The sequence below is a fragment of the Pseudomonas sp. BB438 genome, from assembly GCF_057180225.1.
The window spans coordinates 904,258-916,875 of the sequence record NZ_CM170001.1 but is presented as its reverse complement, the minus strand read 5'-3'; the positions used below and the strand labels follow the sequence as shown (position 1 = coordinate 916,875).

Below are 12,618 nucleotides of genomic sequence, written 5' to 3'. Positions count from 1 at the left end.
GAACAAGCAACCGGATTTGATGAGGAGACACGCGATGAGCGCTACCGCAGAAACCACCACCGGCTTCAAGCCGAAGAAGTCCGTGGCCCTGAGTGGCACCGCCGCTGGCAACACCGCCCTGTGCACCGTCGGCCGCACCGGGAACGACCTGCACTACCGCGGCTACGACGTCCTGGACTTCGCCAACCGCTGCGACTTCGAGGAAATCGCCCACCTGCTGGTCCACGGCAAGCTGCCCAATGTTGCCGAACTGGCCGGCTACAAGGCCAAGCTGAAAGCCCTGCGCGGGCTGCCGGCCGGCGTGAAAGCCGCCCTGGAAACCCTGCCGCCCTCGGCCCACCCGATGGACGTGATGCGCACCGCCGTGTCCGTGCTCGGCTGCCTGTCGCCGGAGAAGGACGACCACAACCACCCGGGCGCCCGTGACATCGCCGACAAGCTGATGGCTTCGCTGGGCTCGGCCCTGCTGTATTGGTATCACTTCAGCCACAACGGCAAGCGCATCGACGTCGAGACCGACGACGACTCCATCGGCGGCCACTTCCTGCACCTGCTGCATGGGCAGAAGCCCCGCGAGTCCTGGGTGCGCGCCATGCACACCTCGCTCAACCTGTACGCCGAGCACGAGTTCAACGCCTCCACCTTCACCTCTCGCGTGATCGCCGGCACCGGTTCGGACATGTACTCCTGCATCGCCGGCGCCATCGGCGCCCTGCGCGGCCCGAAACACGGCGGCGCCAACGAGGTCGCCTTCGAGATCCAGAAGCGCTACGACAACCCGGACGAAGCCGAGGCCGACATCCGCGCCCGCGTCGAGCGCAAGGAAGTGGTGATCGGTTTCGGCCACCCGGTCTACACCGTGTCCGACCCGCGCAACAAGGTGATCAAGGAAGTCGCCCAGCAGCTGTCGAACGAGCAGTCGAACACCAAGATGTATGACATCGCCGAGCGCCTGGAAACCATCATGTGGGACATCAAGAAGATGTTCCCCAACCTCGATTGGTTCAGCGCCGTGAGCTACCACATGATGGGCGTGCCCACCGCGATGTTCACCCCGCTGTTCGTCATCGCCCGCACCGCCGGCTGGTCCGCCCACGTCATCGAGCAACGGATCGACGGCAAGATCATCCGCCCGAGCGCCAACTATACCGGTCCCGAAGACCTGAAGTTCGTGCCGCTCAAGGACCGTAAATAGCCTTCGTGGATAAAAAAATGACTTCCTCCGTGAACAGCCAATTCCGCAAACGCCTGCCCGGCACCGCGCTGGATTACTTCGACGCCCGCGAAGCGGTCGAAGCGATCCAGGTCGGCGCCTGGGACAAGCTCCCCTATACCTCCCGCGTGCTGGCCGAACAGCTGGTGCGCCGCTGCGAACCGGCCGACCTGACCGCCTCGCTGGAGCAACTGGTCTACCGCAAGCGCGACCTCGACTTCCCCTGGTACCCGGCCCGCGTGGTCTGCCACGACATCCTCGGCCAGACCGCGCTGGTCGACCTCGCCGGCCTGCGTGACGCCATCGCCGAGAAAGGCGGCGACCCGTCCAAGGTCAACCCGGTGGTGCCGACCCAGCTGATCGTCGACCACTCGCTGGCCGTCGAAGCCGCGGGCTTCGACCCGGACGCCTTCGAGAAGAACCGCGCCATCGAAGATCGCCGCAACGAGGATCGCTTCCACTTCATCGACTGGACCAGGACCGCGTTCAAGAACGTCGACGTGATCCCGGCCGGCAACGGCATCATGCACCAGATCAACCTGGAGAAAATGAGCCCGGTGATCCAGGCGCGCGGCGGCATCGCGTTCCCCGACACCTGCGTCGGCACCGACTCGCACACCCCGCACGTGGACGCCCTGGGCGTGATCGCCATCGGCGTCGGCGGCCTCGAAGCCGAGACCGTGATGCTCGGCCACCCGTCGATGATGCGCCTGCCCGACATCGTCGGCGTGAAGCTCACCGGCAAGCGCAAGCCGGGCATCACCGCCACCGACATCGTCCTGGCGATCACCGAGTTCCTGCGCAAGGAACGTGTGGTCGGCGCCTACGTCGAGTTCTTCGGCGAGGGTGCGGACAGCCTGTCCATCGGCGACCGCGCAACCATCTCCAACATGTGCCCGGAATACGGCGCCACCGCCTCGATGTTCTACATCGACGGCCAGACCATCGACTACCTCAAGCTCACCGGCCGCGAGCCCGAGCAGGTGGAGCTGGTGGAGAACTACGCGAAGACCCTCGGCCTGTGGAGCACCGCGCTGGAAACCGCCGAGTACGAACGCGTGCTGGAGTTCGACCTGGGCAGCGTCGTCCGTAACATGGCCGGCCCGTCCAACCCGCACCGTCGCCTGCCGACCTCGGCGCTGGCCGAGCGCGGCATCGCCGACGAAGCCAAGCTGCAGGAAGGCAAAGGGGAAGAAGCCCAGGGCCTGATGCCCGACGGCGCGGTGATCATCGCCGCCATCACCAGCTGCACCAACACCTCCAACCCGCGCAACGTCATCGCCGCCGGCCTGGTGGCGAAGAAAGCCAACGCGCTGGGCATGGTCCGCAAGCCGTGGGTGAAGACCTCCTTCGCGCCGGGCTCGAAGGTCGCCAAGCTGTACCTGGAAGAAGCCGGCCTGCTGCCGGAGCTGGAGAAGCTCGGCTTCGGCATCGTCGCCTATGCCTGCACCACCTGCAACGGCATGTCCGGCGCGCTGGACCCGGTGATCCAGAAAGAGATCATCGACCGCGACCTGTACGCCACCGCCGTGCTCTCGGGCAACCGCAACTTCGACGGCCGCATCCACCCCTATGCCAAGCAGGCCTTCCTCGCCTCGCCGCCGCTGGTGGTCGCCTACGCCATCGCCGGCACCGTGCGCTTCGACATCGAGCAGGACCCGCTGGGCACCGACAGTCAAGGCAACCCGGTCACCCTGAAGGACCTCTGGCCGTCCGACGAAGAGATCGACGCCATCGTCGCGGCGAGCGTGAAGCCCGAGCAGTTCAAGCAGGTCTACATCCCGATGTTCGACCTGGGCAGCGTGCAGGAAGCGGAAAGCCCGCTGTACGACTGGCGCCCGATGTCCACCTACATCCGCCGTCCACCGTACTGGGAAGGCGCGCTGGCCGGCGAGCGCACGCTCAAGGGCATGCGTCCGCTGGCGATCCTGCCGGACAACATCACCACCGATCACCTGTCGCCGTCCAACGCCATCCTGGCGGACTCGGCTGCCGGCGAGTACCTGGCGAAAATGGGCCTGCCGGAGGAGGACTTCAACTCCTACGCCACCCACCGCGGCGACCACCTGACCGCCCAGCGCGCCACCTTCGCCAATCCGCAACTGGTCAACGAAATGGCCGTGGTCAACGGGGAAGTGAAGAAGGGTTCGCTGGCCCGCGTGGAGCCCGAAGGCCAGGTGATGCGCATGTGGGAAGCCATCGAAACCTACATGAACCGCAAGCAGAACCTGATCATCGTGGCCGGCGCCGACTACGGCCAGGGTTCGTCCCGCGATTGGGCAGCCAAGGGCGTTCGCCTGGCGGGCGTGGAAGTGATCGTGGCCGAAGGCTTCGAGCGCATCCACCGCACCAACCTGGTGGGCATGGGCGTGCTGCCGGTGGAGTTCAAGCCGGGCACCACCCGCCTGACCCTCGGCCTGGACGGCACCGAGACCTACGACATCAAGGGCGACATCTCGCCGCGCAGCGACCTGACCCTGGTGGTCCATCGCCGCAACGGTGACGTGCTCGAAGTGCCGGTCACCTGCCGCCTGGACACCGCCGCCGAAGTGAAGGTGTACAACGCCGGCGGCGTACTGCAGCGCTTCGCCAAGGACTTCCTCGAGTCGTCCGTGGCGTGATGTAACGGCTCCGGCCTGCCTAGTGCGGGCCGGGTTGAAAGCCCCTCTCCCTAACCCTGGCTACGCGCCCCGCTCCGAAGGGAGAGGGGACCGTTCGGTGCAGGATGACACCACTGCGTCAGCCGGTACGGTCAGCGCCCTCTCCCTTCAGGGAGAGGGCGGGGGAGAGGGCAGCCCACCACCGAATTCCCAGGGACCCGACCCATGCCCCACGTACCCCAAGTGAAGATCCCCGCCACCTACATCCGCGGCGGCACCAGCAAGGGCGTGTTCTTCCGCCTGCAGGACCTGCCCGAGCGCTGCCAGGTGCCCGGCGAAGCACGCGACAAGCTGTTCATGCGCGTGATCGGCAGCCCCGATCCGTACAGCGCGCACATCGACGGCATGGGCGGCGCGACCTCCAGCACCAGCAAGTGCGTGATCCTGTCGAAAAGCACCCAGCCGGACCACGACGTCGACTACCTCTACGGGCAGATTTCCATCGACAAGGCTTTCGTCGACTGGAGCGGCAACTGCGGCAACCTCTCCACCGCCGCCGGCTCCTTCGCCATCCACGCCGGCCTGGTCGATCCGTCGCGCATCCCGGACAACGGCACCTGCGTGGTGCGCATCTGGCAGGCCAACATCCAGAAGACCATCATCGCCCACGTACCGGTCACCAACGGCCAGGTCCAGGAAACCGGCGACTTCGAACTGGACGGCGTGACTTTCCCCGCCGCCGAGATCGTGCTGGAGTTCCTCGATCCGTCCGACGACGGTGAAGACGGCGGCGCCATGTTCCCCACCGGCAACCTGGTGGACGACCTGGAAGTCCCCGGCATCGGCACCTTCAAGGCAACCATGATCACCGCCGGCATCCCGACCATCTTCGTCAACGCCGAGGACATCGGCTACACCGGCACCGAACTGCGCGAAGCGATCAATGGAGACCCCGAACAACTGGCGCGCTTCGAGAAATTCCGCATTGCCGGCGCCCTGCGCATGGGCCTGATCAAGACCCCGGAAGAAGCCGCCACTCGCCAGCACACGCCGAAGATCGCCTTCGTCGCGCCGGCGAAGAACTACGTCACCGCCAGCGGCAAGGAAGTCCAGGCCGGCGACGTCGACCTGCTGGTGCGCGCGCTGTCCATGGGCAAGCTGCACCACGCCATGATGGGCACCGCCGCCGTGGCCATCGGCACCGCGGCTGCCATTCCCGGTACCCTGGTGAACCTCGCCGCCGGCGGTGGCGAGCGCAGTGCCGTGCGCTTCGGCCACCCCTCCGGCACCCTGCGCGTGGGTGCCGAGGCCAGGCAGGTGAACGGCGAATGGACCGTGACCAAGGCCATCATGAGCCGCAGTTCGCGCATTCTCATGGAAGGTTGGGTACGAGTGCCGGGGGATTCGTTCTGAGCGCTCGCCGCCCGTAACCGCACAAGGCCCGCATTCGCGGGCCTTGTCGTTTTTCATGGGCAGATCATGTCTCGGCTCTCCCCCAGCGGACCAACCAGCATGAATCGGCGTGTCAGGCGACAAAGTCGCCCTGCAGCTGCTCCAGCAATACCTGGATGCGCGCCAGGCGCACGGTCGGGTCGTCCATCTCCAGCAGCACCTGCTTCTGGTCGCGTTCGAAGGGCAGCAGGTAGGCGAGCTGGCAAGCCAGTGCCTGCTGGCCGTTGACTTCCCCGCCCATCTCCAGCGCGGAAACCATCGGGTGCATGGACAGCGCTTCGAGCAGAGCGGCGAGGTCGTCGTGCTCCTTGGTCAGCGGCTGGTCGGGTTGCTCGTCCAGCCACTCCACATCGGCCACCGTCAGCTGGTCCGTCTGCACGTTGGCGGAGAGCACGCGGAAGCGCCGGCCGCCTTCGACACGGATACCCAGCAGGCCGTTGGACTGCTGCTTCCAGTCCTTGATGTGCGCTTCGCAGCCGACCAGGCTGTAGCGCTCCGGCGCCTCGCCGACTTCCTCGCCCTCGACGATGGCCACCACACCGAATCCGCCGCCCTGCTTCATGCAGCGGCCGATCATGTCCAGGTAGCGCGCCTCGAAGATCTGCAGGTCGAGGCGGCAACCGGGGAACAGCACAGTATTGAGGGGGAACAGCGGAAAACTCATGGTTACTCCATTGGGCAATTCAGGCGATCAGCGCTACCGCCAACGGTAGCAGCACCGCGGTAGCCACGCCCATCAGGCTCATCGCCAGGGCGGCGAAGGCACCGCACTCCTCGCCCTCCTGCAGAGCGCGGGAAGTGCCCACGGCGTGGGCGGTCATGCCCAGCGCCATGCCCTGCGCAGCCGGGTGATGCACACCGAAGCGGCGCAGCAGTTCCGGGCCGAGGATGGCGCCGAGCACACCGGTGATCAGCACGAACACCGCCGCCAGCGCGGCCACGCCGCCGATCTGGCTGGCCACCAGCATGGCGATGGGCGAGGTCACCGACTTGGGCGCCAGGCTCATGAGCATTTCGTGGTCAACGCCGAACAGCCAGCCCAGGCCGATGCCCAGGGCCGTAGCAAAGAGCCCGGCCACCACCAGGGTGATCAACGTCGGCCAGAACAGTTGGCGGATGCGTTTCAGGTTGAGGAACAGCGGCACCGCCAGCGCCACGGTGGCGGGGCCCAGGAGGATGGTCAGCACCTTGGCGCTGTTGCTGTATTCCGTGTAGTCGATGCCGCAGGCCAGCAGCACCGCGATGACGATCAGCATCGACACCAGCACCGGCTGCAGGAACACCCAGCGCGTGCGCTCGTAGGCGGCCAGCGCCAGCTGGTAGGCACCCAGGGTGACGCCGACGCAGAACAGCGGGTGGTGGATGACGGCGTTCACCGCGCCTTGCCAGTCGAACATCACGCCCCCTCCTTCTGCTTGCGCTGGCGATCGATGAGCTTCTGCATCAGCCAGCCGGCGAACACGAAGGACACCAGCAGCGAAAGCGCCAGCGCCCCGACGATGGCCCAGAAGTCCGCGGCGATCTGCCGGGCGTAGGCCATCACGCCTACCGCCGCCGGCACCAGCAGCAACGGCAGGTAGCGCAGCAGCGAGGCGGCCGCCTCGTTCACCGGCTTGCTCACCTCGCCATTCCACACCAGGAAGGCGAACAGCAGCACCAGCCCAATGATCGGGCCGGGAATCATGTGCAGGATGAGAGCATTCAGGCCCGTGCCGAGCAGTTGGAACAGCACCAGCCAGGTCAGGCCTCGTAACAACATCAGGGGCATCTCCAGCGCAACGAGGCGCCATTATGCCCGCCCGGCGCCCGCTATGGCTCGGCATTCGCCCAAAGCATGAATGCCGCTGCGGCTTGACCGGTCGCGGACCCCATGCTGATCTGTTGGCGGACTCTTACGCAGGCCGCACTAGAAGAACAACGAAATCCCCGGAGGAAACATGGCATTCGTACCCGTAAGCGCACTGAAGGATTACATCGGCAAGGACCTGGGCCATTCGCAGTGGATCACCGTCGATCAACAGCGCATCAACCAGTTCGCCGAGTGCACCGAGGACCACCAGTTCATCCACGTCGACCCGGAGAAGGCGAAGAAGACGCCCTTCGGCGGCACCATCGCCCACGGCTTCCTGTCGCTGTCGCTGATCCCCAAGCTCTGCGAGGGCCTCCTGGTCCTGCCGGAGAACCCCAAGATGGTGGTCAACTACGGGCTGGACAGCGTGCGCTTCATCCAGCCGGTGCCGGTGGATTCGCGCGTTCGACTGCAGGTGACCATCACCGACATCACCGAGAAGAACCCCGGTCAGTGGCTGATCAAGGCGCGCTGCACCCTGGAGATCGAAGGCCTGCCCAAGCCGGCCTACATCGCCGAATCCCTGAGCCTGTGCTTCGTCTGACAGCTCGTCATCGGCGTGCAATGCACGTCTGAGAAAAAAGCCCGCGTCCGCGGGCTTTTTTACGTCACACTCAATCAGCGTCCCACCGTCGATTCGAGAACCCCATGCCACGCCGCCTCCTGCCCCTGAGCCTCGCCCTGCTCCTCGCCGCCTGTGGCGAAGGCGAGCCGCTGACGCCCCCGGACTCCCGCCTGCCCGACGGCGCGCGCTACCGTGGCGAGCTGGTGAACGGTCAACTGCAGGGTCCGGGCCGGCTCGACTACAGCAACGGTGCCTGGTACGAGGGCAACTTCGACAAAGGCCTGCAGAGCGGCCAGGGCACCTGGAGCGACGGCAACGGCACGCGCTACGAAGGCGAGTTCCGCGACGGTCTGTTCGACGGCCGCGGACGCCTGCAGTACGCCGACGGCAGCCTCTACGAGGGCCAGTTCAAGCGCGGCGAGTTCGACGGCGAGGGCCGTCTTTCCCAGGGCGGCACCACCTACAGCGGTGGCTTCCGCAAGGGTCGCTACGAGGGCCTTGGCAGCCTCGAACAGGCCGACGGCACCCGCCACCAAGGCGCCTTCGCCAGGGGCGAGGCCAATGGTGAAGGCGCCCGCCGGGACAGCCTGGGCAACCAGTACAGCGGCCCGTTCAAGAACGGCGTGCTCGAAGGCAAGGGCATTTTCCGCGACGACGCGGGCGACCAGTACAGCGGCGAATTCCGCAACGACCAGTTCGACGGTACCGGGCGCTTCCAGAATGCCGACGGCGACGTCTGGTTCGGCCGCTTCAAGGCCGGCTCGCTCAGCGGCCCCGGAGAGTTCATCGGGGCCGACGGCAGCCGCTACAAAGGCGAATTCCGCTTCTGGCGCTTCGACGGCAAAGGCACGCTGACCCGTGCCGATGGCCAGGCCTACACCGGCGGCTTTGCCCGTGGCGAGTATTCGGGAGAAGGCACCCTCACCCACCGCGACGGCAGTGTGCAGAAAGGCACCTGGAGTGCCGGCCAATTGCGCCAGGATGCCACCGGCAAGCGGCTGCCCAATCCCCTGGAAGTGGGCCTGCTGGAGCAAGGCGCGCTGCTGGACAAGGCGCTGTCGGCCATTCCCGCGTCCACGCCGGCGATCGAGCTCTACGGCGTCAGCCTGGGCGGTGATGGCAAGCAGAGCGTGTTCCTGCGCGAGGCCGACTACGTCGCCAACCTGCTCGGTGATCGCTTCGGCGCGCGTGGCGTGGTGCGCCTGGTCAACCACCGCGACCACCTCACCGACCGCCCCATGGCGACCCGCGAAACACTCGCCCGCACCCTGCGCACCCTCGCCGAACGCAGCGGCCCGGAAGACCTGGTGTTCATCTACCTGACCAGCCACGGTTCCCACGATCACCAACTGGTGCTGGACATGCCCGGCCTGAAGCTCGACGACCTGCCGGCCAGCGAACTGGCCACCCTGCTCGCCCCCCTCAAGGACCGCTACAAGGTACTGGTGATTTCCGCCTGCTACAGCGGCGGTTTCATCCCCGCGCTCAAGGACGACAAGACCCTGATCATGACCGCCGCGCGCAGCGACCGGGTATCCTTCGGCTGCTCCGAGGAAGCCGACTTCACCTACTTCGGCGATGCACTGTTCGCCAAGGCCTTCCAGCAGACTGACGACCTCAAGCTGGCATTCGCACGGGCCAGCGCGACGGTCGCCAAGCGCGAGAAGGAAGAAGAGTTCGAACCGTCGGAGCCGCAACTCTGGGCGCCTGAAGCGGTCATTACTCGCTGGCAGGCCCTGCGTGCGCAACAGACGCACGGCGCCTTGGCGCTCGGCAGCAACGATGCGCAGGCAAAAGGACAGGGCGACAACTAAGCTGGAACGTGTGTCAGAGGGGAAACACAGATGTACTCGAAACCGACGAATATCCTGCTGGCTGGCGCCACCGGCCTGACCGGTGAGCACCTGCTCGACCGCATGCTCAACGAGCCCACGGTCCAGCGCGTCATTGCTCCGGCCCGAAGAAAGCTGGCGGAACACCCGCGCCTGGAAAACCCGATCGGCCCGCTGGCCGAGCTCATCCCGCACCTGACCAAACCGGTGGACACCGTATTCTGCTGCCTGGGCACCACGATCAAGGAAGCCGGCTCCGAGGAGGCCTTCCGCAGCGTCGATTTCGACCTGCCGCTGGCCCTCGGCGAGCGCGGCCTGGCCCTGGGCGCCCGGCACTACATCGTCGTCAGCGCCCTGGGCGCCGACAGCAAATCGTCGATCTTCTACAGCCGGACCAAGGGTGAGCTGGAAGATGCCCTGCGCCAGCAAGGCTGGCCGCAACTGACCATCGCGCGGCCGTCGCTGCTGCTGGGGCAGCGCGAGGAAGTCCGCCTGGCCGAACTGCTCGCCGCGCCGTTCTCGCGCATCCTGCCGGGCAAGCTCCACGGCATCGAAGCCATCGCCCTGGCCCGCGCCCTCTGGCGCCTGGCCCTGGAGACAGGCAAGGGCGTCCGCATCGTCGAATCGGACGAGTTGCGCAAGCTCGGCAAATAGCGCCCGACAGATACCAGCCGAATGCTCTTGTAGGATGGGTGAAGCGCAGCGATACCCGTGCGGTCATTGCCGCAATTGATGGGTATCGCTTCGCTCCGTGCCATTCGACGCAGGGGCTCCCTGCCTGTTCGTCAGGGTGGTCAGCAGAGACGGATCAGTTGCCGCCCCACACCTGCAGGCCGACGCCCAGCTCCGCGGCAATCGAGAGCGGTAGCAGCAGCGTATCCAGCAGCGCGCTGCCGGGCAGATCGAGGCCGGGATAGGCCGGCGCTTCGGTGCCGAAGTGATCCTTCGGGCAGCAGCCGCCATTGAGCGAATACCAGTCCAGCCGGGTGCCGGCATAGATCAGCGGATCGCCCGGTCGACTGTCGTTGAGCGTCTTCACGGTGGCGCAGCCGCCCAGTTGCAGCGCCAGCAGGGCGGCGAGGAGTTTATTCGTCACTGACAAGATGGTGTTCGCCCCAGCGCGGCAGCATGTCCTGGGGAATACCCAGTTGATTGAGGATGCGCGCCACGACGAAGTCGATCAGGTCGTCGACCGTCTGCGGCTGGTGATAGAAGCCCGGAGCGGCCGGCAGGATCACCGCGCCCAGGTTGGACAGCTTGAGCATGTTCTCCAGGTGGATGCTGGAGAACGGCGCCTCGCGCGGCACCAGGATCAACTGGCGACGCTCCTTCAGTGCCACGTCGGCGGCACGTTCGATCAGGTTGTTGCAGGCGCCGGTGGCAATCGCCGAGAGCGTCCCCGTCGAGCAGGGCACCACCACCATCGCACTCGGCGCCCCGGAGCCGGACGCCACCGGGGCCATCCAGTCTTCCTTGCCGTAGACACGAATCTGCCCCGGCGCGGCGCCGGTGTATTCGCTGAGGAACGCCTGTATCGCCTGCGGCTTGCCTGGCAGGGTCACGTCGGTCTCGGTGGCCACCACCAGTTGCGCAGCCTTGGAGATCAGGAAGTGCACCTCGCGGTCTTCCTGTACCAGGCAGTCGAGCAGGCGCAGGCCGTACTGGGCGCCCGAGGCGCCGGTCATGGCGAGGGTGACGCGTTCGGCTCCGGCCATGTTCAGCCCTCCAGCGCCTTGGCCAGCTTGCCGTGCAGGCCGCCGAATCCGCCGTTGCTCATGATCACCACCTGGGTGCCTGGCGTGGCGATGGCCTTCACGCCCTCGATGATGGCCTCCAGCGAATCGCACACCTGGGTCGGCACGGTGGAGCTGGCGACGGTGGCGGCCAGGTCCCAGCCGAGGTTCGGCGGCGCGTACCAGAACACGTTGTCGGCCTGCACCACGGACTCCGGCAGGCCATCGCGGTGGGCACCAAGCTTCATGGAGTTGGAGCGCGGCTCGACCACGGCGATCACCTTGGCGTCGCCGACGCGCTTGCGCAGGCCGTCGAGGGTGGTGGCGATGGCGGTCGGGTGGTGGGCGAAGTCATCGTAGAGGGTCACGCCGTTGACCTCGGCGACCTTCTCCATGCGCCGCTTGACGCTCTTGAAGGCCGACAGTGCGGCGCACCCCAGCTCCGGCACCACGCCGACATGGCGGGCCGCCGCAAGGCAGGCCAGGGCGTTGGCGACGTTGTGCTGGCCGGTCAGTTCCCACTCCACGGTGCCCTGGGCTTTGCCATCGAACAGCACCTCGAAGTGCGAGCCGTCCTCGCTGAGCAGGCGCGCCTGCCACTGGCCGCCTTCGCCGGTGGTCTGCACCGGCGTCCAGCAGCCCATGTCGATCACGCGCTTGAGTGCGGTCTCGGACGTGGGATGGATGACCAGGCCTTCGCCGGGAATGGTCCGCACCAGATGGTGGAACTGCCGCTCGATGGCCGCGAGGTCGGGGAAGATGTCCGCATGGTCGAATTCCAGGTTGTTCAGGATCGCCGTGCGCGGGTGGTAGTGGACGAACTTCGAGCGCTTGTCGAAGAAGGCGCTGTCGTACTCGTCGGCCTCGACCACGAAGAACGGGGTGCCGCCCAGGCGCGCGGAGACACCAAAGTTCTGCGGCACGCCGCCGATCAGAAAGCCCGGGCTCATGCCGGCGTGCTCCAAGACCCAGGCCAGCATGCTGCTGGTGGTGGTCTTGCCATGGGTACCGGCGGCCGCCAGGACCCAGCGGCCCTGCAGCACGTGGTCGGCCAGCCACTGCGGACCGGAGACGTAGGGCAGGCCCTTGTTCAGCACGTATTCCACTGCCGGGTTGCCACGCGACAGCGCGTTGCCGACCACCACCAGGTCCGGTGCGGGCTCCAGGTGCGCGGGATCGTACCCTTGCATCAGCTCGATACCCTGGGCTTGCAGCTGGGTGCTCATGGGCGGGTAGACGTTGGCATCGGAGCCGGTCACGCGGTGGCCCAGCTCCTTGGCCAGGACGGCCAGCGACCCCATGAAGGTGCCGCAGATGCCGAGGATGTGGATATGCATGCAGACTCCTGCAATCAAGCCTTTCCAGGCGCTTCGA

General features: G+C 66.5%; 12 protein-coding genes. 6 read left to right on the top strand and 6 right to left on the bottom strand.

Annotation, left to right across the window (positions count from 1 at the left end; all coding sequences use genetic code 11):
• Positions 1-34: 34 nt before the first annotated feature.
• The 3 genes from prpC to prpF all read left to right on the top strand — a co-directional run bounded on the left by prpC (position 35) and on the right by prpF (position 5,226).
• Positions 35-1,195 (top strand): bifunctional 2-methylcitrate synthase/citrate synthase, encoded by a 1,161-nt coding sequence (gene prpC, locus AC1ZV1_RS04445; protein WP_484295678.1) that lies wholly within the window; start codon positions 35-37, stop codon positions 1,193-1,195.
• A gap of 29 nt (positions 1,196-1,224) precedes the next feature.
• The gene (acnD, locus tag AC1ZV1_RS04440) at positions 1,225-3,834 is read left to right on the top strand and encodes a Fe/S-dependent 2-methylisocitrate dehydratase AcnD (RefSeq protein WP_484295677.1); all 2,610 of its coding nucleotides are present in this window, start codon (positions 1,225-1,227) and stop codon (positions 3,832-3,834) included.
• A 204-nt stretch (positions 3,835-4,038) separates the two neighbouring features.
• Positions 4,039-5,226: a 2-methylaconitate cis-trans isomerase PrpF gene (prpF, locus tag AC1ZV1_RS04435; RefSeq protein WP_484295676.1), complete on the top strand. Its 1,188-nt coding sequence runs from the start codon at positions 4,039-4,041 to the stop codon at positions 5,224-5,226.
• 112 nt (positions 5,227-5,338) lie between these two features.
• Here the strand turns inward: prpF and AC1ZV1_RS04430 are convergent, their stop codons facing one another.
• Genes AC1ZV1_RS04430 through AC1ZV1_RS04420 form a run of 3 tightly spaced genes read right to left on the bottom strand, consistent with a single transcriptional unit; the run spans position 5,339 to position 7,024 of the window.
• Positions 5,339-5,929: an LON peptidase substrate-binding domain-containing protein gene (locus AC1ZV1_RS04430; protein WP_484295675.1), complete on the bottom strand. Its 591-nt coding sequence runs from the start codon at positions 5,927-5,929 to the stop codon at positions 5,339-5,341.
• Between the two features lie 19 nt (positions 5,930-5,948).
• Entirely contained in the window at positions 5,949-6,662 is a 714-nt protein-coding gene (locus AC1ZV1_RS04425; RefSeq protein ID WP_484295674.1) for an LrgB family protein, read from the bottom strand.
• Positions 6,662-7,024, bottom strand: coding sequence for a CidA/LrgA family protein (locus AC1ZV1_RS04420; protein WP_447753499.1), 363 nt, complete (start codon positions 7,022-7,024; stop codon positions 6,662-6,664). Before AC1ZV1_RS04420 ends, AC1ZV1_RS04425 begins: the two co-directional genes overlap by 1 nt.
• Before the next feature lie 178 nt (positions 7,025-7,202).
• Between AC1ZV1_RS04420 and AC1ZV1_RS04415 the strand changes: the two genes are divergently transcribed.
• The 3 genes from AC1ZV1_RS04415 to AC1ZV1_RS04405 all read left to right on the top strand — a co-directional run bounded on the left by AC1ZV1_RS04415 (position 7,203) and on the right by AC1ZV1_RS04405 (position 10,165).
• Complete coding sequence (locus AC1ZV1_RS04415) at positions 7,203-7,658, top strand: MaoC family dehydratase (protein ID WP_045217066.1); 456 nt, start codon at positions 7,203-7,205, stop codon at positions 7,656-7,658.
• Between the two features lie 104 nt (positions 7,659-7,762).
• Positions 7,763-9,493, top strand: a complete 1,731-nt coding sequence (locus tag AC1ZV1_RS04410) for a C13 family peptidase (RefSeq protein ID WP_484295673.1) — start codon at positions 7,763-7,765, stop codon at positions 9,491-9,493.
• 30 nt (positions 9,494-9,523) lie between these two features.
• A complete protein-coding gene (locus AC1ZV1_RS04405) occupies positions 9,524-10,165 on the top strand; it encodes an oxidoreductase (protein ID WP_484295672.1) in 642 nt (213 codons plus the stop codon).
• A gap of 154 nt (positions 10,166-10,319) precedes the next feature.
• Here the strand turns inward: AC1ZV1_RS04405 and AC1ZV1_RS04400 are convergent, their stop codons facing one another.
• From AC1ZV1_RS04400 to mpl, 3 genes are read right to left on the bottom strand one after another with little or no spacing between them, the layout of a single operon-like run.
• Entirely contained in the window at positions 10,320-10,607 is a 288-nt protein-coding gene (locus tag AC1ZV1_RS04400; protein ID WP_484295671.1) for a YceK/YidQ family lipoprotein, read from the bottom strand.
• A complete protein-coding gene (gene ubiX / locus AC1ZV1_RS04395) occupies positions 10,597-11,226 on the bottom strand; it encodes a flavin prenyltransferase UbiX (RefSeq protein ID WP_484295670.1) in 630 nt (209 codons plus the stop codon). The genes AC1ZV1_RS04400 and ubiX overlap by 11 nt, the downstream gene beginning before the upstream one ends.
• Positions 11,227-11,228: 2 nt before the next feature.
• Positions 11,229-12,581, bottom strand: a complete 1,353-nt coding sequence (gene mpl / locus AC1ZV1_RS04390; RefSeq protein ID WP_484295669.1) for a UDP-N-acetylmuramate:L-alanyl-gamma-D-glutamyl-meso-diaminopimelate ligase — start codon at positions 12,579-12,581, stop codon at positions 11,229-11,231.
• Positions 12,582-12,618: the final 37 nt, after the last annotated feature.